Genomic DNA, 20,353 nt, shown 5'->3' on the forward strand with positions numbered 1-20,353 from the left:
GGCCCGGGTGTCCGGGATGAAGGCCTCGGCGCGACCGGTCAGCTCCCAGACTACCGCGCCGGCCCGCCGGCTCTGCTGGCCCGGCGGGAGTGCCCACCCCGGTCGACGGCCCCCTCGGTCGGGTCGGCCAGCGGGTCCGACGGCCGGTCGGGCCAGGCGATCCGGATCCGCAGCACCTCGGAGGTGTGCAGGCGCAGCAGCACGACGCCGCGCCCGCGACTGCGGGGCAGGAACCCGACCTTGACCCGTCCGTGCCGCGTGAAGATCTCGCTCGCGACCACGTCCCAGTCACCGGGTGCGTAGGCCAGCCGGTCGATGCGGCCACGGTGAGCGGGAAAGTCATCGACCAGGTGCGCTCCCTCGCGGATCAGGTCCCGGCCGTACGGCAACCAGAGCCCATCGGCGAGCGCGAGGTGCTGCACCTCCGCCAAGCGCAACCGCAGGAGACCGAGCGCGTCGGGATACCGGTTGGGATAGGGAAAGTTGCGGCCACCCATGGCGCCGCCTCTCGTCGCGCCCACCGCCGCACCTGATGTGCCGCAGCGGCTGTCCCTGCCCACTGTACGCCGGGCCGGAGGACGGTGCCGGGCGGCCGGATCGCTCAGCGGTGCCGAGGGAACCCGTCAGCGCGCATAGCGGCGCACCGTCGGGGCGGCACTGTAGGTGATGACCAGTGCGTCGTCCGGGCTGAGCAGGAACTCGCCGCTGGTCGCGCCCGTCGGGTAGGTGCTCCCGCCCCGCTGACGCTGGATCTGGCTGACCGTCCCGCCGCTGACCGCGACGGTCTGCTCGTTCGCTGTCGCGTTGGTGACGGTGAACGGGCTGGCCGTCACCGTCGCGGCCACGGCGGTCAGGGCCGCGTTGGCATAGCGCTGGGTGACGAGGTCGAGGTTGTCGCGCAGCCGCGTGCGGACGCCGTTGTCGGTCAACGCACCGCCGCTCAGCCCGCGCCGGTACTTGACGCTGCTGACCAGGGTGTCCCGGGTGCCCGACGTGATGTTGAGCGACTGGACATTGCCGCCGACGAGCTGGTTGGAGTCGCCGCCGGTGATGTTGATGATCGTGTTCGAGTCGCAGCCGTGGAACTCGTTGTAGCGGCCGGCGCAGTCGATGTCGCTGACGGTGTTGACCTCGAAGTCGGTGCCGAAGAACTTGTTGCCGAAGGCGTTCGGAGTGAACACCGCGCCGTTCGCCGTGCAGTACTCGAAGTCGCCGCCGAGGAAGACGTTGCCCAGGGTGTGGTCGGCGTACAGGCCGTAGTGGGTGGCCTGCACCGACGGCGTGACGAAGGTGCAGTACGACGTCTGCTCACCCGCGCCCCGCTGGGTCAGCGTGTAGCCGGACACCGGCTTGCCGCCGAGGTACCACGACCCGGTCTCGTCGGGGGTCACGTTGATGTCGAACTCGTTGAGGATGCCGAACTCGACCCGGAGCGCCGCGGCGGCCGTGCCGCAGCCGTAGACCCGGCCCTTGATCTTGGACCGCAGCACGGCTCGGACGAAGAAGCCGCCGCCCGTGGACGAGCCGCCGCGGACGATGCACTGCCCGACCTGGCCCCAGGTCACGTTGCTGACCTTGCCGGAGCTCGCACCACCGTCCATGACGACGCAGGCACCGGTACCGACGTTGGTCAGGAAGACCTGGCCGAGGAAGCGCACCACGATGCCCTGGACCGCCCAGTTGGGCGAGGTCGTGAGCTTGTAGTCGCCCGCCGGGAAGTCGAGCGCGGGCAGCGGACCGGTCAGCGCGTTCAGGTGGTCGCGGGCGGCCTGGAGCGCGGCGGTGTCGTCGGCCACGCCGTCGCCGACCGCGCCGAACATCTGGACGTCGAGGGCGTCGTAGATCCGCAGCCAGCGGCCCGTCGCCGTTCCGGCCACCGCCACGACCGTCGCGTCGTTCGCGGTCGCGGTGCTGGCGGCGCTCCACCGGAACGGCCCGCCTCCCTTGCCCGGGTGGCCGGCCTTCACGCCGAGGAGGTAGCCGATCTCGCCGTCGCCGGCGCCCGCCCTGGTCTTCATCTCGGCCAGGTCCGAGAAGGACCGGTCGGCGGCGGAGACCACTGCCGAGGCGCTGCCCGCCTGGGCGACGACACCGAGGGCGGCGGCCCCGCCGGCGAGGGCGGTCCCGGCCAGCAGCCGGCGGCGTTCGAGGTGATGCGACATGATCACTCCTGTTCTGTGATGCAGAACACTGTTTTGAAAGTGTGGTGCCTGGACCGTAGGGCAGGCCGATCCGGCCGTCAAGAGCCTCGTCAGGGTGCCGGGAGCAGGCAGAGCGGAGCACTCGCGCCCGTCGTGTGGCGGACGCCGCCGGCGAGGCCCGTCTCGTCGAGGGCCCAGCTGACGACCTCGTCGCTGTCACGGCATGCGGCCCAGAGCCGGCCGGCCGTCACGGTCAGGTGCAGCGGCCAGCGTCCGGCGGGGAGCTCGGCGACCAGGCGCAGCGCGTCGCCCCCGACGTCGATGATCGAGACCGTGTCGGCACCGCGGTTGCCGACGTAGGCATAGCGCCCGGCGTCGGCGAGAAGGATGTCACTGGGATAGCCGACGCCGGCCGCGACCGCGCCGATCGCGAGCTGTTCGCGCCAGCGGAGCGCGCCGGTGGCCGGGTCGAGGTCGTACCGGCTCACCGTCGAGGACAGCTCGTCGGACACCACCACGTGGCGCTCCGACGTGAAGACCAGGTGCCGCGGCCCGGCCCCGGGCGGGCAGGCGTTGCGCCACGACTCCGCGCGGGCGAGCGTGCCGGTGGTGTCGTCGAAGCGGTACGAGTACAGGCAGTCCGCGCCGAGATCGGTCACCACGACGAGCGAGCCCGACGGGTCGAACCGGACCTGGTGGACGTGCGCGGCCTCCTGCCGGCCCGCGACCGGCCCCGATCCGGTGTGCTCGACCAGGTCGGTCCGCTCACCGATCGAGCCGTCCGCCTCCAGGCGCAGCACCGCCACGCTGCCGGAGCCGTAGTTCGCGACGAGCAGGTGTCGCCCGGACGGGCTCAGCGTGACCGAGCACGGCACGTCCCCGCCCGACGACACGGCGCTCCGCTCGACCCAGGCGTCGCCGGCGACGTCGAACGCGTGCACGGTGCCGCCGGCGCGCTGGCTGACGGCATAGACCTGACCTCCGCCGGGGCCGAGGACGGCGTCCAGCATCCCCGGGGCGCGCTCGTCGTGGTCGGAGGTGACGAACGGCCCCGCCGCCAGCCGACGGCTCACCCGCGCAGGACCGCGACGACGTCGATCTCCACGAGGATGTTCGCGAGCTGCGAGCCCACCGTCGTCCGCACCGGGTACGGCGCCACGAGCACCTCGCGGTAGGCGGCATCGAATGCGGCGAAGTCGCGGTCCAGGTGCTGCAGGTGCACCGTCGCCTTGACGACGTCCTCGAACCCGAGCCCGTGCGTGGCGAGCACGGCCGCGACATTGCGCAGCGTCCGCCGGGTCTGCTCGGCGACGTCGCCCTCGACGACCCCGGTCGCGGGGTCGTGCGGGCCGAAGCCCGCGGTGTAGAGGAAGCCGTTGGCGACGATGCCTTGGCTGTAGCCGCCGGCGGGCCGGGGCGCGTCGGAGGTGGTGATCGGGGTGCGGGTCATGGGGAGGTTCCTTCCGTGGGGCTGGGGAGAGCTAGTACGACGACCGGCCGCCGGACGCGTCGAAGACCGCGCCGGTCGAGAAGCTGCAGTCGTCCGAGGCGAGCCAGGACACGAGGGCCGCGACCTCCGGCGCCGTGCCCGGCCGCTTCATCGGGATCTTGTCGATCATGTACTTCAGGGTCTCGTCGCTCGTGCCGTCGTTCATCGGCGTCGCGATCACCGCGGGCGTCACCACGTTGACGAGGACGCCATCAGTCGCGAGCTCCTTGCCGAGGGACTTCGTCAGGCCGATCAGGCCGGCCTTCGAGGCCGAGTACGCCGCGAGGTTGGGGTTGCCCTCCTTGCCCGCCACGCTGGCGATGTTGACCACGCGACCCCAGCCCCGCGCGCGCATGCCGCCCAGGACCGCCTGGGTCATCAGGAACGAGCCGGTCAGGTTGATGTCGATCGTGCGGGCCCACGCCTCGGGCGTGACCTCCCACGCCGGGAGGTTCGGTCCGACGATGCCGGCGGAGTTCACGAGGACGTCGATGTCGGCCAGCTCGGCGGCGTACCGCTCGATGTCCGCGCCGTTGCTGACGTCGATGACCAGGTCGGCCGCCGGGTCGATGTCGGCGGTCAGCACCTCGCAGCCGTCGGCGCGGAGGCGCTCCACGACCGCGGCGCCGATGCCGCTCAGCCCGCCGGTGACGACGGCGCGCCGGGTGCGCGCGGCGGTCGCGCTCATCGCCGGCCTCCCTCGGCCGCGACGGGCGCCGGGGCACGGCCGGTCGCCACCGCGAGCTGCGCGAACAGCCGGTCGGCCTCGGCCGCCGTCTCCTTGTCCAGGCTGAACCCGCTCGGCCCGCGGACCCGGCTGGACCGCAGCACGCCCTGGTTGACGAGGAAGTGCTTCTCGACCGCGACGAAACCGTCGATGCCCGACTGCAGGGCGACGAGCCCGGTCAGCGGACCGCTGAGCCGGTAGACGAGGTCCCAGTCCTCGCTCTCCAGCGCGTTCCACAACGCCTGGATCGCCCAGCACACCTCGGCGCCGGGCATGGTGCCGACGATCCCGCGGCGATAGCTGTCGACCAGCGCGGAGCCGCCGGTGCCCTCGAAGATCCGGGCCTGTCCGAGCGTCGCGTCCCGCAGCGCGCTGAGTCGCGGGCCGATCGGGGCGGCCTCGGGCTTGAAGTACACGCGGTCGCCGTAGGTCGCGAGCAGGTCGGCCTGCAGCGCGATGCTCAGCGGACGGCCGACGTACCCGCTCGCGTCCTGTACCACCAGCGGGAGTGTGCAGGAGTCGAGGATCGCGCTGAAGTACTCGTGCAGGGCCGCGTCGTCGACGTTGATCGAGACCGGCGGGATGGCCATCAGGGCGTCGGCGCCGGCGACCTCGGCGTGCCGCGCCAGCTCGGTCGCGGTCCGCGTGCTCTCGGCGCCGCAGCTGATCACCGAGACCTTCCCGTCCGGGCGCGCCCGGACCACCTCGCACACGGTCTCGGTCAGCGCCCGGCGCTCGTCGGTCGACATCCGGAGCACCTCGCTGACCATGCCGGTCGTGACTCCCTGGACGCCCTGGTCGAGCACCCAGTGCAGCTCGTGGCGCAGGTCGTCGAAGTCGATGCTTCCGTCGTCGGTGAAGGGCGTCTGGATGACAGGAAGTACGCCGCTCAACAGGGGGGGCATGTGCTCTGCTCTCGATTCTGTGTCTCGTGTGTCAGGAACGACCGATGACGGGCTCGACGAAGGTCGTCGAGCTCGGTGGTCGTCCGGTCAGGAAGTCCAGGTCGCACCCGTCCGGCGCCTGGAGGACGTGGCGTCGGTACAGCGCCGGCCAACCGCGCGTGTGGGCGCTGGGCTCGGGCTGCCAGCTCCGGCGGCGCTCGGCCAGCTCGGTCTCGTCGACGAGCAGGTCGAGAGTCCCGGCCAGGGCATCGAGGGCGATCAGGTCGCCGTCGCGCACCAGCGCGAGCGGCCCGCCGACCGCGGCCTCGGGCGCGCAGTGGAGCACGACCGCGCCGAAGCTCGTGCCGCTCATCCGGCCGTCGGTGACCCGCAGCATGTCGGTCACGCCGAGCTCGGCGAGGCGCTGCGGGATCGGCGCCATGCCCCACTCGGGCATGCCGGGCACGCCGACCGGGCCGCAGCCGGAGACGACCAGGACGTCGGCGGCGTCGACCTCCAGCGCCGGGTCGTCCAGTCGGCGCCGCATGTCGTCGTACGACGTGAAGACGATCGCCTTGCCCGTGTGCCGCCACAGCTCGGGGCTCGCCGCGCAGAGCTTGATGACCGCGCCGTCCGGAGCGAGGCTCCCCCGCACCACGGCGAAGGCCGGCGCCGGCGCCACCGGGTCGTCGCACGACCTGACGACCGGCGAGGAGGGAGCCGCCGCCAGCTCGCGCCACGGCGTGCCGCACGCCGCCCGGACGCCGAGGTCGAGCCGGTCGCCCAGCGACGCGACGACCGCCCCCAGGCCGCCTGCGGCGCCGAAGTCCTCGATGAGATGAGTCCCGGCGGGCTCGACGTCGACAAGGAGGGGGACATCGGCGACGAGGGCGCCGACCCGGTCGAGGTCGGAGCGCAGGTCGGCCCGCCCGGCGACCGCGGCGAGGTGGAGGAACGCGTTGGTGGAGCCGCCGACGGCCGCGACGACCTTGACCGCGTTGTCCCAGCCGGCCTGGGTGAGGACGGTCCGGGGCCGGACGTCGCCGGCCACCATCTCCACGATCCGGCGACCGCTCGCCTGCGCCCGCTCGACGACCTCGGGGCCGCCGGCCCCGATGCCGACCGAGCCGGGCAGCAGCAGGCCGAGCGCCTCGGCGACGAGGCCCATCGTGGACGCGGTGCCCATGGTGTTACAGGAGCCGGTTCCGGCCGAGGCCATGCACGACTCGAGCTGCGCCCACTGGGCATCGTCGAGCGCGCCGGTACGGCGGCGCTCGAGCGCCCGCCAGATGTCCGTGCCGCTGCCCAGCGGCTTGCCGAGGAAGTCCGGGCAGCCGCGGGCACCGCCGAGGACGAGCAGCACGGGGATGTCGATGCTGGCCGCCGCCATCAGCGCCGCGGCGACCGACTTGTCGCAGTTGGCGAAGAACAGGACGCCGTCCAGTGGATGCGCCCGGACGTTCTCCTCGAGCTCCATCGCGACGAGGTTGCGGTAGAGCATCGCGCTCGGCTTCATCAGGTCCTCGCCGAGCGACATGGTGGGGAACGCGACCGGTGTCCCCCCTGCCTCGACGACCGCCTGGCTCGCCTCGGCGACGAGCGCGCGCGAGCCGAGGTTGCACGGGTTGAGGCTGCTCGTCGTGTCGGCCAGGCCGATCACCGGTCGTCCGGGGCGGGCGCCGCCGACCCGCAGCGCCGCACGGTGGAGCAGCGCCACCTCGTCGTCCCCCGCGAACCAGCCGTCGCTGCGCAGCGGCCTCATCGCCGAGGCTCCGGGACCGGCGTGCCCATCAGTGCGGCGGTCCAGCCCCCGTCGACGCCGACCGTCTGCCCGGTCACGTACGCCGCCTCCGGTGACAGCAGGAAGGCGACGACCGCGGCGACGTCGGCCGGCGTGGCCAGGCGTCCCGCCGGCGTGTGCGAGACCAGCTCGGCCCGGCGCCGTGCCGGGTCGGCGGCCGCGTCGATCGTGGCGAGCAGGGCCGGCGTCTCGACCGCGCCGGGCGCCACGGCGTTGGCGCGGATGCCGCGGGCGCCGTACTCGACGGCGACGGAGCGCGCGAGCGCCTCGGTCGCCGCCTTCGTCATCTCGTAGGCGCCGTGGCCGGGATGGGCCCGGGAGCCGTGCACCGACGAGATGTTCACGACGGAGCCGCCGGTCCCGGCGGCCAGGAACGCACGGACCGCGGTCGCGCAGCCCCAGTAGGTCCCGAGCTGGTTGACCGCGACGAGTGCCTCGACCAGCTCCTCGGTCGCCTCGGTCAGCGGCTGGACCGGGGTCACCCCGGCGCAGTTCACCCAGCCGGAGAGGGTGCCGAGCTCGGCGGCCGCGGCGGCGGCACGCTCGTGCGTCGTCCGGTGCCGGACGTCGCCCTCGACGAGCCGGACCCGCGCCGACCCGCCGTACGCCGCCCCGAGGGCCGCGCCGTCCAGGTCGATCGCGACGACAGCGAGGCCGTCGCCGCTCAGCCGGTCCAGGATCCCGCGACCGACGCCCGATCCGGCGCCGGTGACCACCACGACGTCAGTCATGGCCCACTCCTCTCCCTCGGGGCAGCGCGGCGATCACCGCGTCGATCTCCGCCAGCAGGATCTCCGCCCCGCCGCGGCCGAGCAGGGTCTGCCAGCTCTGATAGGTCTCCTCGTCGAAGGCCTCCTGAGGCGGCAGGTACATCGACGCCGGCCCGTTGACCAGGTTGGCGACGACCACGACCCGCTCCGGGTGCCGCCTGCGCAGCTCCACCTGGAGCGCCGAGTAGGCCTCGCCGGGGTGCGCCACCACGACGGCGTCGCCCACCAGCCAGATCCACACGGGGTAGGCGATCGACGTCGTCCCGGCGAAGCTCGCGCGCAGCGAGGCCGCCCGGCGCAGCCGCTCCTCGGCGGCCTCCGCCGGAGCGTCCGGCCAGCGGCTGGTCACGTCCGCGAGGCTGAGCTCGTCCTGGAGCGGCAGCTCGACGTCCACCCGCACCCGGCGGAGGTACGACGGCCGCTCGTCCGGCGTGCTCTCCCAGATCGCGAGCGGGGCGCCTGACTGGACGACGGAGGCGAGCACCCGCGCCGTCCCCGGCTCCGGCATCAGCGACAGCGCCGACACCGCGGCCAGGCCGAGTGCGCGGCCGTTGCGGTCGGCGACCGTGAGGTCGCCGGTGTACTGCTCGCGGGGGGACAGGTCGCCGCTCGCGCCCTGTACGAAGAGGCAGGGCGCGTCGTACTCGTCCTCGATCACCTCACGGGCCGCGCCGACGTAGTCGGGCGAGAGCAGCTCGTTCTGCCAGGCCAGCGTGGTGGGGTGGCACGCGTAGTTGAGGACGACGGCGCGCGTCGCGCCGTCGGCGGCCACCACCCGGCCGGCGACGAAGGTGCCGTCGGCGGTCGCGGCCGGGTTGAAGCCGATGAGGGACTCGCCGCCGCACCGGACGTCGCGGACGACCGCGAGGTCGCAGTGACCGTAGGTCCAGCCGATCTCGCACACCTCGGCGGCCTCCTTGGCCTCGGCAGCGGCGTCGGCGACCTGGCGGACCAGCTCGTCGACGTACGACGCGATCAGGTGTCCGCCCGGCAGCGCCGCCTCCTCGGGCGAGGTCACCGGCCCGGCGTGCGTGTGCACCATGTGGAAGAGCAGCTGGTCGTCGGCGATGCCGAGGGCGCGGACGATCGGCGCCCGGACGAAGTGGTCGTGCGCCGCCGACTTCATCCACCCGAGGTCGACGGACACGAGGTAGGTGGTGTCGTCACCCTCGCCGAGGGCGAGCACCGTCGCGGTCAGCGGCCGGTGGACGCCGGTGGCGACGTCGTGCGCGGCAGCGCCCCAGTTGCGAGCCCGGATCCCGGCGGCCGGTGTGATGTCGCGGCGAGCGACCCCGACGACCGCGCGGGCGGCGGGCGGATGCCAGCGAGGAGCGGACGTCATGGCTATCCCTTCGTCGCGCCGGTCAGTGCGCCCCGGGTGACGAAGCGCTGGCAGGCGAGGAACACGATCGCCACGGGGACGAGCATGACCAGACCGGCGAGCGCCGCCTCGGGACGGTGGATCGGAAGCTCGGACGCGCCGGCGTTGCGCAGGGCCGACGAGCTCGAGATCAGCGCCTGCAGACCGACCGGGAGGTTGAGCTTGTCGGTCTCGTTGAGCATCACGTACGGCAGGAAGTAGTTGTTCCAGGTGGCGGTGAAGCTCAGGAAGGAGAGCAGCCCGACCAACGGCTTGGCGAGCGGGAGTCCGATGTGCAGGAACAACCGCCACTCGCTGCATCCGTCGATCCGGCCGGCGTCGAGCAGCTCGGGGGGCAGGCTGGCCGAGTAGTAGGTGTAGGCGAGGTAGGTGCCGAACGGGAAGAACGCGCTCGGCAGGATCACCGCCCACGCCGTGTTGACCAGGTCCAGGGCGTTCATCTCGAGGAACAGGGGCAGGACCAGCGCACTGTTGGGCACGATCATCACGACCAGGGTCATCGTGAGGATGAGGCGGCGCCCGGCGAAGCGCTTCGTCGCGAGCGCGTAGCCCGCGGGCAACGTGATCGCGAGCGCGATGAGCAGGGACGCGACGCTGTAGAGCACCGAGTTCCACGCCCAGGTCAGCACGACGCCGTCGTTGAAGCTCATCAGGTTGGACCACGCCTCGGAGAGCCGTGAGAACGAGCCCAGCGCGAAGGGGTGGCGCGAGGCGAGCTCGCCGTCGGTCTTCGTCGGCGCAAGGAGCAACCACACCAACGGCAGGAGGAAGAAGACCGCCGCGAGCGTGAGGACGGTCAGCCGCGTGGCCGAGGCGAGGAGTCGCAGGCCCCGGCCGATGCTCGGCATCGTGTCGATCGCCATCTACCTGTCCTCGCTATCGACGCTGAAGATCCTGGTGGTCCGCAAGATGAGCACGGCGGACCCGAGGCCGATGACGAGCATCAGCATCGACATCGCGGCCGCCGCACCGAAGTCGGCCTGCTCGAAGGCGTAGACGTAGCCCAGCTGGTTCGGCGACCAGGTCTCCGAGATGGGCACGCCCGCGGACGCCAGCAGCTGGGGCTCCGCGAAGAGCTGCACGCTGGCCGTGAAGGTCAAGATGAGCATGTAGACGATGTACGGCGCGACGAGCGGCAGCTTGATGTGCACCGCGACGTGCCAGGCGTTGGCACCGTCCACCCGAGCCGCGTCGAGCACCTCCTGGGAGATGCCGTTGAGGCCGCCGATGAAGATCGCGATCCAGCCGCCGGCCCCGACGAAGAAGGCGATGAGCGCGAACAGCAGCGGCAGGTTGCCCGGCGCGGTGATCTGGGTGACCGAGGTCAGCCCCATCGACCGCAGCGCCGGCCCGAACGGGCTGACACTCGGGTCGAACATGAAGATCGCCACCAGGACGGCCGTCGGCCCGGAGACCGCGCCCGGCAGGAAGTAGGCCGAACGGAGCGCAGCGGAGTACACACCGCTCCGGGCGTGGAGGACGAGCGCCAGGCCGACCACACCGACCATGAGCATCGGGAGTGCGATGACGACGAACTTCGCCATGTTGCTCAACGCCGGGCCCAGCCGGAAGTCGTCGAAGACCGTGCGGAATCCGTCGGTGGTCAGGTTGAAGTAGTCCGGCATCCCGGCATCCGTGCCCGAGAAGCTGATGACCAGGGCGGCCACGGCCGGACCGACCCCGAAGGCCGTGAGGAAGACCAGGTACGGCAGGAGGAACCAATGCCCTGCGTTCGGCTTGAGCCGCCGGGCACCGCTGCGCGCACGGCTGGTCTGGGGCGTCCTCACGGCCTTCGGTGTCGTCATCTCTTACTGGCCCGCGACGTCGTACTTGGCCGTGCGCGCGGTGTCGACCAGCTGCTGCTGGTAGGTCTCGATCGCCGACTCGACGCTCTTGCCCTGCTGCGCGTCGGTGAGCACCGTCGTGCCGAACAGCGTGATCGGGTCGAAGCGGACCGCGGAGAGCGACGTCGAGATCCGGGCCGCGGCGTCCTGGAAGACCGGGTACGGGTTCGCGGCGTAGAGCCTGTTGGCGTCGAGCGTCTTCTGCCAGATCTCCGCCGACGGGCGGTGCGCGGGCAGCGACGGAGCGGTCGCGGCGTGCTCGGGCGAGGTCGCCATCCAGACCGCGATGTCGACGGCCGTCTCCGGGTTCTTCGCGTGCCGGGAGACCACCCAGGCGCCGCCGCCGTTGGAGCCGGCCTGGGCCTCCTCGCCCTCCCACGCGAGCGGAGCGGCGGCCGCGAGCTGACCGTCGGCGGTCTGGTACCAGGTGCTCTCGGGCGTGCCTCCGAAGAGGTACTGACCGAACCAGGCCGGGCCCATGAGCATCAGCATCTTGTCGTCGGAGACGGTCTTGGCGACCTCCGTGCCCGACACGCTGAGCGGCGTGATCGTCTTGTTCTCGAGCATGTGGTCGAGCATGCCGGTGACCCGGGTGCACGCGTCGTCCTCGAGGTCGATCCGGAGCTCGTCGCTGCTCTCCTTCTGCGCCACCGGGCAGCCGCTCGCCTGGTAGTACGACTCCAGGCCGCCGTCGAGCAGGCCCATCAGGTAGCCCGGGTGGTCCTTCGCGACCTGGTCGCTGAGCGCCTGGTACTCCTCGAACGTCGTCGGCACCTCGTAGCCGAAGCGGTCCATCAGCTTGGCGTTGTACCAGAGCACGTTGGGGGCCAGGTCGTTGCGGAGGCAGATCACCTCGTCGCCGGAGCGGCAGCTGTCGAACGCGCCGGGGGTGAACTCCTCCTCCAGGTTGTCGGGGAGGTACGTCGAGATGTCCAGCGGGAAGTCGTGCGCCGCGTCGGACACCTGCGCGACCAGCGACATCTCCAAGAAGATGAGGTCGGGCCAGCCCTTGCCGGTGTTGTTGGCGAGCAGCACCTTGGACGGGAAGTCCGCCCGGGCGACCGTCTCGACCTTCACCTTCACGTCGGGATGGGCCTCCCGGTACAGGTCGACGACGCCCATCACGTCGGGTCCCGCCCAGATCGTCACCGCCGCGTTGGGGTCGGTCTCGACCGGGTCGTTGCTCGAGCCACAGGCGGCGAGCACCCCTGCGGCGAGAAGTCCTGCTGCCAGACCGGCGCCCGATCGCCGCCACACGGTCCAGCCGTGGTTCCTTCCAGTCCTGCGCACGGCGATCTCCTTCTGTCCGGGCCTGGTGGGCCGATTTGAGAATAGTGTTTGGCAGGACCAAACAGAAGGGAACGTATTGAGTTCCCGCCCCCACGTCAAGGGCTAACGGCTTGATTCACTCATGAGTAGCATGTTCGGCCATGGAGAACAGTGGGCGCGGCGATGACCGCTACCTGGTACGAAGCGTGGCGCGAGCGGCCGAGGTCCTGGACGTGTTGGCGGCGTCCGGACCGGGTGCCGGACTCTCGGTGACCGAGGTGGCCGCTGCGGCCAAGATGTCCAAGAGCGCGGCATTCGCCACGCTCTACACACTGGGTCAGTACGGCCTGGCCGCCGACGACGGCGAGGGCATGAACCGGCGCTACCGGCTGGGCATGGGCCTGGTCCGCCTCGGCTCGACGGCCCGCCGGCAGATCGCCCTGCAGGACCTCGCCCGCCCGTTCCTGACCGAGCTGACCCAGGAGACCCGGCTCACCTCTCGCCTCGCCGTGCCCGAAGGCGATGCCGCGGTCGTCATCGACCAGGAGAGCGCGGGGGTCCCCCATCGCTTCGAGCTCCAGATGGGCATGCGCGAGCTCCCCCACTGCACCGGCCTCGGCAAGGCGATCCTCGCCCAGGTCGAGGACGACGAGGTGATCGAGATCCTCGCCCGCAGCGGCATGCCGCGCCGCACCCCGCAGACGATCACCAGCGCCCGGGAGATGCTGACCCACCTCGCGACCGTGCGTGAGGTCGGCTACGCGATCGACGACGAGGAGGACGCCGAGGGCATCTTCTGCATCGGCAGCGCCATCCGCGACGCCGACGGCGCCTGCGTCGCGGCGGTGAGCATCACCGGGCTCAAGCTCGAGCAGACCGCGGCTCAGCTCGCCACGCTGGGCGAGCAGGTCCGGCGCTGCGCCGAGCGGATCTCGGCCGCCCTCGGCTACCGCGACCCGGAGGCGGACGCCGCGCGCCCATGATCGGCCCCGGCGGCTCTTGACCGTTCTCCGGCGTCGGGCCTAGGGTTCACCTGTTCGGTATCACCGCACAGTGTTTCGCAGGATCGAATGAACCCGGGAGCGACATGCCACCGTCCGCAGCAGACCTCCGTGTCGGCGTCATCGGGCTCGGCGCCCGCGGCTACCTCGCCGACCACGCCCACCGCCCGGGCCGGGGAGCGCGGGTCGTGGCGGTCGCCGACACCGCGACCGAGCGCCTGGCCGGGATCGACACCCGCTTCCCCGGCGCGCACTCCTATGCGTCGTACCGGGAGCTGCTCGCGGCGGAGCGCCTGGACGCGGTGATCGTGATGGCACCCGACCACCTGCACCTCGAGATCGCGCTCGCCACCCTCGCGGCCGGAGCGGCGACCTATCTCGAGAAGCCGATGAGCATCGACGTCGAGGGGTGCGACGCCATCCTGCGGGCGGCGATGGAGACCGGGACCCGCCTCTACGTCGGCCACAACATGCGGCACATGCCGGTCGTGGCGACGATGCGCGACCTGGTCCGCGACGGCGCCGTCGGCGAGGTCAAGGCCGTGTGGTGCCGGCACTTCGTCGGGCACGGCGGCGACTTCTACTTCAAGGACTGGATGTCCGAGCGTCGCTACGTCACCGGGCTGCTGCTGCAGAAGGGCGCGCACGACCTCGACGTCATCCACTGGCTGACGGGGGCGTCGACGACGCGCGTGTCGGCCCTGGGGTCGTCGAGCCTCTACGGCCAGGTCGCGGCGGCCGCCGCCGACACGCCCTACGCTCCACCCGCGATCCGCACCGAGACCACGACCTGGCCGCCCACGGCGCAGACCGGGCTCAACCCCGCGCTCGACGTCGAGGACCTCTCGATGATGATGATGGAGCTCGACGGCGGGCAGGTGCTGGCGTCGTACCAGCAGTGTCACTTCACGCCGGACTACTGGCGCAACTACACGGTGATCGGCACCGAGGGGCGGATCGAGAACTTCGGCGACACCGAGGGCGCCGTCATCCGGCTGTGGAACAGCCGGCACGACTACGCGCCGGCCGGCGACCGCGAGTACGTCGTCGCGACCCGCGAGGGCACGCACGGCGGCGCCGACGCCACGATCATGGCCGAGTTCCTGGAGTTCGCCCGCACCGGTGGCGCCACGCTGACCTCACCGGTCGCGGCCCGGCAGGCGGTCGCCGCGGCGAGCCTGGCCACCGCCTCACTCCGCGACGGCGGGCGGCCGCGCGACGTGCCGCCGGTCGACGCTCGGGTGGCGGCGTACTTCGCGGCCGGTCAGCGCCACGAGCCCGAGGGCAGCTGATCGCGTGACGACCGATCCCGACGACCGGGTGCGGTACGTCCTGCGCCCCGGCTACGGCGCACTCACCGACGACGTGCTGTGGGGCCGGCTGCTCGACTTCGCCAGCACGACCGGGATGGACAGCGCCGCCGTGTTCAACCTGGGCCGTCGCGAGGCGGCGCAGCCCGAGCGCGCCGACATCACCCGGCGGCTCGAGCTGTTCGCCCGACGGTTCGCGGACCTCCGCGCCCTGGGGATCTCGGCCCAGGTCAACTACTTCTGCACGCTCGGCCACTGGCCGCAGCTGACCTCCGAGCTCGGACGCTCGTTCACGCCGTTCACCGACGCCCACGGGACGACCTTCGAGGGCTGCCCGTGCCCGCTCGACCCGGAGTTCGTCGCCTACATCACGTGGTGCTACGCGCAGTTCGCGGCGCTCGAGGTCGAGGCGGTCTGGATCGACGACGACTTCCGGCCCGGCGGACGGGGCAGCCGGCTCGACCTCGGGTGCTTCTGCACGCGGCACCTCGCCGCCTTCAACCAGCGGGCGGGCACCGGGCTCCGCGCCGACGAGATCGTCTCCGTGCTGTGCCGGCCGCCGGGCCGGTGCTCCGCCGACGACCTGCGGCTGCGACTGACCTGGCGGGCGGTGAGCCAGGACGCGCTGACCGGCCTGGCCCGGGCGATCCGGGATGCCTGCGTCGCGGCGAACCCCACGGTCGCGATGGGCCTGATGACCAACGACGCCACCGCGGTCCTGCACTTCGCCCGGGACCTCGACGCGGAGGTCGCGGCACTCACCACGTCCGACGGGCGGGGTCCGCTCGTGCGCTACGGCGGCGCCGCCTACACCGACGAGCGGCCACTCGACCTGCTGACGGCCACCCACGGCTTCGACGTCCTGGCCGCGCTGATCACCCGCCCACACCGCCCGGCGTCGGAGATCGAGCAGTTCAGCTGGACGGTCGGCGCGAAGAGCGCCCGAGCACTGCGCCTGGAGATGGCCACGCTGACCGCGACGATCGGCGGCGACCACACCCTGTCGATCAACGACCCACGGCTCGGCCTGGACGATCTCGCCGGGACCTACCGGGCCACCCTCGGCCCGTTCAAGGCGTTCCTCACCGCGCTGCGCGGTGAGACCGCCGGACTGCGCCGAGCCGGCGTCTCGCAGCCGCTGACGGCCGACCCGGCGGTCAACCTGCGCTACGACCTGACGACGAGCCGCAGCCTGCGGCGCAACGTCGCGCTCGGCGAGATCGGCATCCCCCTCGCGCCGGGCGACCCGGCGGTCGTGGTCGTCGCGCTCGAGGACGTCGACGCGCACGACGACGGCACGGTCGAGGACTGGGCGGCCCGGGGCGCGATCTTCTCGAGCGCGGCCTACCACCGTGCCCGGGTCGAGCGCGGCCTGCTGGCGGACTGCCCGATCGAGGTCGAGCCGGTCGAGCCGCTCCCCCACGCCTACTTCGCCTCGGAGCGGGTGACCACCGAGCGGGCACCGTCCTGGCTGCGCGGTCGCGACGCGATCACCTACTCCTGGCGACCGATCGACATCGGGTTCACCCTCACCGCGCGCGACGGCGCCGAGGCCTGGTCGGAGCTCCGCGACAACCTCGACCGGCCGCGGACCGCCGCGGTGGTCGTCGCGAACAACGGCGGCTACCGCCTGGCGGTGACGGTGCACACCGGCGCCGACCTCAAGGACAACGCCCGCCAGTGGCTCTACCAGGAGCTCGTGACCGAGCTCGGCGCCGGCGCGGCCGGCGCGACGGTGGCCCTGGTGCCGGCGATCTATCCGGTCTGGTGGCACGGCGCGGACCGCGCGCTGCTCTGCCTGAGCAACTTCGGCCTGGAGGACTTCCCCGAGCTCACCGTCGACCTGCCGGGCGCCACCGACGTCCACGCGATCGAGCGCCTCGGCGCCGACGGCGCCTGGATCCCCTCCACGGCGCGGGTCGAGGACGCCGCGCGCGGGTCCCGGCTCGTCCTGCACGGCGCCGACGTCCCGCAGCACCTGGAGTTCGCCGCCTTCCGCATGAAGGCCCGCCCCCCGCACGCCTCCACCCCCGAGGAGAACGCATGACCACGCAGACCGTCCTGGTGACCGGTGCCGGACGCGGCATCGGCGCGACCATCGGCGAACGGTTCGCCACCGCCGGCGCGACGGTCGTCGTGGCCGACATCGACGACGCTGCCGCGGCCGACACCGCCGCCCGTCTCCCCGGTGCCCACGCGCTTCCCCTCGACGTCACCGACCCGCAGGCGGTCGCCGCCGCGGTCGACAGGATCGTGGCCGAGCACGGCACGCTCGACGTCCTGGTCAACAACGCGACCGTGTGCGACGACGTCGCGTTCCTGGACCTCAGCCACGAGCAGTGGCGGCGCGAGGTCGCGGTCAACCTCGACGGCCCCTTCCTCTGCACGCAGGCGGCACTGCGACCCATGGTGGCGCAGGGCCGCGGCGCGATCGTCAACGTCGCCTCGGTCAACGCGGTCGGCTACTACGGCAACGAGGCCTACAGCGCTGCCAAGGCCGGCCTCCTCTCGCTGACCCGCAGCATCGCCGTCGGCTTCGGGCCGGCGGGGGTGCGCTGCAACGCCGTCGTCCCCGGCACGATCGAGACGCCGGTCTGGCAGGACCGCCTCGCCGAGAACCCGGACGCGCTCCAGCGCCTGGAGAAGTGGTACCCCCTGCGGCGGGTCGGGTCGCCCGGTGACGTCGCCGCGGCCGTGCAGTTCCTGGCCTCCGACGAGGCGGCCTGGATCTCCGGCGCCGCGCTGCCGATCGACGGCGGCCTGCTGGCCGGCAACCTGCGGATGGCGACCGAGGTCGTCGCCGCGGACCCGGCGAGCTGACGTGGCCGCCGGACCGACCCTCCTCCTGCGCGGCGGTGGCGTCGTCGACGGGACCGGGCCCGAGCCGCGGCTCGCCGATGTCGTCGTCGCGGACGGCGTCATCACCCACGTCGGCCCGACCGGCGGGCTCGGCCGGGACGCCGACGAGGTCGTCGACTGCACCGGCCGGCTGGTCCTGCCCGGCTTCGTCGACACCCACTCCCACGCCGACGCCGCGGTCCTCGAACCCGATGTCCAGCACGCGCTGCTCGCGGACGGGATCACCACCGTCATCGGCGGCCAGGACGGCGTCTCGTACGCCCCCGGCGACGGGCGCTACGCCACCGACTACTTCCGCGCGCTCAACGGCGAGCACCCGTCGTACCGGGGCGGCGGGGTCGCGACGCTCCTCGCGCAGCACGACGGACGGGCCCCCCTCAACCTCGCCTACCTCGTCCCGCACGGCACCGTCCGCGCCGAGGTGCTCGGCCTCGACGACCGGCCCCCGAACGCCGACGAGCTCGACCGGATGCGTCACCTGCTCCGGACCGGGCTGGCCGATGGCGCGGTCGGCCTGTCCAGCGGCCTCGACTACGTGCCCGGGCGGTTCGCGACGACCGACGAGCTGGCCGCCCTGTGTGCCGTGGTCGCCGAGGCCGGCGGGGTCTACGTGACCCACATGCGCGGGGGCTACGAGCACAACGCGGCCGAGGGCATCGACGAGATCGCCCTGGTCTGCGCGGCGACCGGTGTCCGCGCCCATGTCTCGCACTACCACGGCCCGCCGGACCTGCTGCTGCCTCTCGTCGACCGCGCGGTGGCCGATGGACACGACCTCACTTTCGACGCCTATCCCTACCGCTCCGGCTGCACGATGCTGAGCATGCCGCTGCTCCCCGAGGACCTGCTGCGGCGCGGCACCGCGGGCGCGCTGGAGATGCTGCGCCGGCCGACGTACCGGGCCTGGCTCGAGGCCGAGTGGCTGCCCCGCGCCGCCGACGTCCCCTACCTAGGCGCGGGCTGGGAGGACCGGATGACGCTCGCCCACGTCCGCGGCCCCGCCTTCGCGCACCTGACCGGCTCGTCCATCGGCCGGGCCGCGGCCATGACCGGACGGACGGTCGCGCAGCTCGTCATCGACGTCCTCGTCGACAGCGAGCTCGACGTCAGCGTGGTCATACCGCTGCCACCAGGACGCTCCGCCGACGACCTGGCCGCGTTCGTGCGGCACCCGCGGCACATGGTCGGCACCGACGGCATCTACCAGCCCGGCACGCCGCACCCCCGCGGCTGGGGTAGCTTCGGCCGCGTGCTCGCCCGCAACGTGCGCGAGCGCGGCGACCTCACCTGGGCGCAGGCCGCCGACCACCTCGCGGGCCAGCCGGCCCGCCGCTTCGGCCTCGGCCGGCGCGGCACGGTCACGCCGGGCCACGTGGCCGACCTCGTCGTGGTGGACCCGGCGGCGGTCACCGACCGGGCGACGTACGCCGAGCCCCGGCTCCGGACCCGCGGCATCGACGACGTCGTGGTCGCCGGACGGCTCGTGCTGCGCGACGGCGAGCTGACCGGCACAACGTCCGGCCGCGGCCTGCGCCATCACGCCCCGGGCTAGAAGACCGTTCGGACCGCGCCGACGAGGCGCGGCACCGCGGCGAGCGCGTCGTCCACGACCGGGATCACGCGCCACTTGTCGAAGGTGGTGCACGGGTGCGAGATGCCCAGCCGGACGACATCGCCCACCGCCAGGGTGGACCCCGCCGGCACCGCGACCCGGGCGTGCTGGTCGTCGAGCCCGGTGACGACGGCGCCCGCGATCGCCTCCCGGGTCTGCTCGGCGTCCGCGCCGCGCAGGCCGAGCAGGACGGGCAGGTCCTGGTCGAAGGAGACGTCACGGCGGCCGACATCGAGCACGACGAGCTCACGCTCGGGCCGCGAGACCACCTGCGCCCACACGTGCAGGGCGGGCTCCAGCCCACCCGAGGCCGCGAGCGGCGAGCGGCGCGCGTAGTAGCCGTCGTCGTGCGTGACGTAGCACCCGGACCTCAGCACCACGCGGGCGCGTGGCGCGGGCCCGGCGGCGAGCGGTCCGAAGCGGGCGGCGACGACGTCGAAGTGGGCGCTGCCCCCGGCCGTGATCACGGGGACCGCACCGGCGGCGAACAGGCCGGCCTGCTCGATCTCCTCGAACACGGCCACGACGATGTCGCAGAAGTCGGCCACCGGGTCGCCCGAGCCGGGCTCGGCGGCCGCGGGCACGGCGCCCTCCCAGGCCGCGACGCCGCGCAGCTCCAAGCGCGCGTCGGCGGCGATCTCGCGGGCGACCTCGAGCGCCGTCGCGGCGGTGCGCGCACCGGTCCGCGACCCGGGCGCCCCGCACTCCACGAGCACCGGCAGCGGGCGGCTCGCGGCTCGATAGCCCGCCGCCAGGAGGCGCACGGTCCGCACCGAGTCGGCCCAGACCACGACCTCGAGCTCGGGACGCGCGTCGAGCAGCCGGGCGAGGTCGGCCAGGGCCGCGGGGTCGACGATCGCGCCCGCGTGCTGGATCGCCGTGACCCCAGCTCCGGCCGCGACCCGCAGCTGCCACGGCGTCGCCACGGTGATCCCGGTAGCCCCGTGCGCGAGCTGCGCGCGCCACAGCGCCGGTGCCATGGTGGTCTTGCCGTGCGGCTGCAGCTCCACGCCCTGCGCCGCGACCCACTGCGCCATCGTGCGCAGGTTGGCCTCGACCTGGCGCGCGCTCAGCGTGACGAGGGGAAGGGCCAGGTCGGCCAGCGTCGTCCCCGCCGCGATCAGGCCGCGGACGTCCTGCCCCTCGTGCCGCGGCCGGAACGCCTTCATCGTCGGGTCGACGACCACGTCGTCATCCCCGGGACCGAACGACATCGAGGCATCCAGGCGTTCTGTCATGCCGAACAAACTACCACCTGACCGCTT

The 20,353-nt window shown here is 72.8% G+C and carries 18 protein-coding genes; 5 read left to right on the forward strand and 13 right to left on the reverse strand.

The genetic code is table 11. The features are described 5' to 3' along the window. Positions 1-50 precede the first annotated feature (50 nt). From KVF89_RS04965 to KVF89_RS05020, 12 genes are all read right to left on the reverse strand, one after another. Positions 51-521 (reverse strand): DUF5994 family protein, encoded by a 471-nt coding sequence (locus tag KVF89_RS04965; RefSeq protein ID WP_257423900.1) that lies wholly within the window; start codon positions 519-521, stop codon positions 51-53. Positions 522-623: 102 nt separating this feature from the next. Next, entirely contained in the window at positions 624-2,162 is a 1,539-nt protein-coding gene (locus tag KVF89_RS04970; RefSeq protein ID WP_257423902.1) for a putative phage tail protein, read from the reverse strand. An 89-nt stretch (positions 2,163-2,251) separates the two neighbouring features. Continuing rightward, entirely contained in the window at positions 2,252-3,214 is a 963-nt protein-coding gene (locus KVF89_RS04975; RefSeq protein ID WP_257423904.1) for a lactonase family protein, read from the reverse strand. Further along, on the reverse strand, positions 3,211-3,591 hold the full coding sequence (locus KVF89_RS04980; RefSeq protein ID WP_257423906.1) for a RidA family protein: 381 nt from the start codon (positions 3,589-3,591) through the stop codon (positions 3,211-3,213). Before KVF89_RS04980 ends, KVF89_RS04975 begins: the two co-directional genes overlap by 4 nt. 31 nt (positions 3,592-3,622) lie before the next feature. Beyond that, positions 3,623-4,318, reverse strand: a complete 696-nt coding sequence (locus tag KVF89_RS04985) for an SDR family NAD(P)-dependent oxidoreductase (protein WP_257423908.1) — start codon at positions 4,316-4,318, stop codon at positions 3,623-3,625. After that, positions 4,315-5,262 carry a dihydrodipicolinate synthase family protein gene (locus KVF89_RS04990; RefSeq protein WP_257423909.1) on the reverse strand — a complete coding sequence of 316 codons (948 nt, stop codon included), beginning with the start codon at positions 5,260-5,262 and terminating at the stop codon, positions 4,315-4,317. Before KVF89_RS04990 ends, KVF89_RS04985 begins: the two co-directional genes overlap by 4 nt. Before the next feature lie 31 nt (positions 5,263-5,293). Next, positions 5,294-7,003: a dihydroxy-acid dehydratase gene (locus KVF89_RS04995; RefSeq protein ID WP_257423911.1), complete on the reverse strand. Its 1,710-nt coding sequence runs from the start codon at positions 7,001-7,003 to the stop codon at positions 5,294-5,296. After that, positions 7,000-7,773 carry an SDR family NAD(P)-dependent oxidoreductase gene (locus tag KVF89_RS05000; RefSeq protein ID WP_257423912.1) on the reverse strand — a complete coding sequence of 258 codons (774 nt, stop codon included), beginning with the start codon at positions 7,771-7,773 and terminating at the stop codon, positions 7,000-7,002. The genes KVF89_RS04995 and KVF89_RS05000 overlap by 4 nt, the downstream gene beginning before the upstream one ends. After that, on the reverse strand, positions 7,766-9,154 hold the full coding sequence (locus tag KVF89_RS05005; RefSeq protein ID WP_257423913.1) for a hypothetical protein: 1,389 nt from the start codon (positions 9,152-9,154) through the stop codon (positions 7,766-7,768). The genes KVF89_RS05000 and KVF89_RS05005 overlap by 8 nt, the downstream gene beginning before the upstream one ends. Before the next feature lie 2 nt (positions 9,155-9,156). Further along, complete coding sequence (locus KVF89_RS05010; protein ID WP_257423914.1) at positions 9,157-10,056, reverse strand: carbohydrate ABC transporter permease; 900 nt, start codon at positions 10,054-10,056, stop codon at positions 9,157-9,159. Continuing rightward, positions 10,057-10,980 (reverse strand): carbohydrate ABC transporter permease, encoded by a 924-nt coding sequence (locus tag KVF89_RS05015; RefSeq protein ID WP_257423916.1) that lies wholly within the window; start codon positions 10,978-10,980, stop codon positions 10,057-10,059. Positions 10,981-11,001: 21 nt separating this feature from the next. Then, the gene (locus tag KVF89_RS05020; RefSeq protein WP_257423917.1) at positions 11,002-12,327 is read right to left on the reverse strand and encodes an ABC transporter substrate-binding protein; all 1,326 of its coding nucleotides are present in this window, start codon (positions 12,325-12,327) and stop codon (positions 11,002-11,004) included. Positions 12,328-12,467: 140 nt separating this feature from the next. Here KVF89_RS05020 and KVF89_RS05025 point away from each other — a divergent pair, with 140 nt between their 5' ends. The 5 genes from KVF89_RS05025 (at position 12,468) to KVF89_RS05045 (ending at position 19,028) form a co-directional block, all read left to right on the forward strand. Then, positions 12,468-13,289, forward strand: a complete 822-nt coding sequence (locus tag KVF89_RS05025) for an IclR family transcriptional regulator (protein WP_257423919.1) — start codon at positions 12,468-12,470, stop codon at positions 13,287-13,289. A gap of 104 nt (positions 13,290-13,393) precedes the next feature. Further along, complete coding sequence (locus KVF89_RS05030; RefSeq protein ID WP_257423921.1) at positions 13,394-14,599, forward strand: Gfo/Idh/MocA family protein; 1,206 nt, start codon at positions 13,394-13,396, stop codon at positions 14,597-14,599. A 4-nt stretch (positions 14,600-14,603) separates the two neighbouring features. After that, the gene (locus KVF89_RS05035) at positions 14,604-16,664 is read left to right on the forward strand and encodes a hypothetical protein (RefSeq protein WP_257423923.1); all 2,061 of its coding nucleotides are present in this window, start codon (positions 14,604-14,606) and stop codon (positions 16,662-16,664) included. After that, entirely contained in the window at positions 16,661-17,437 is a 777-nt protein-coding gene (locus tag KVF89_RS05040) for an SDR family NAD(P)-dependent oxidoreductase (RefSeq protein ID WP_257423924.1), read from the forward strand. Before KVF89_RS05035 ends, KVF89_RS05040 begins: the two co-directional genes overlap by 4 nt. A 1-nt stretch (position 17,438) precedes the next feature. Beyond that, a complete protein-coding gene (locus KVF89_RS05045; RefSeq protein ID WP_257423927.1) occupies positions 17,439-19,028 on the forward strand; it encodes an N-acyl-D-amino-acid deacylase family protein in 1,590 nt (529 codons plus the stop codon). Here the strand turns inward: KVF89_RS05045 and KVF89_RS05050 are convergent. Beyond that, complete coding sequence (locus KVF89_RS05050; protein WP_257423928.1) at positions 19,025-20,326, reverse strand: type III PLP-dependent enzyme domain-containing protein; 1,302 nt, start codon at positions 20,324-20,326, stop codon at positions 19,025-19,027. The genes KVF89_RS05045 and KVF89_RS05050 overlap by 4 nt on opposite strands. Between the last annotated feature and the right edge of the window lie 27 nt (positions 20,327-20,353).

This window comes from Nocardioides carbamazepini (assembly GCF_024614185.1).
Lineage (GTDB): Bacteria > Actinomycetota > Actinomycetes > Propionibacteriales > Nocardioidaceae > Nocardioides > Nocardioides carbamazepini.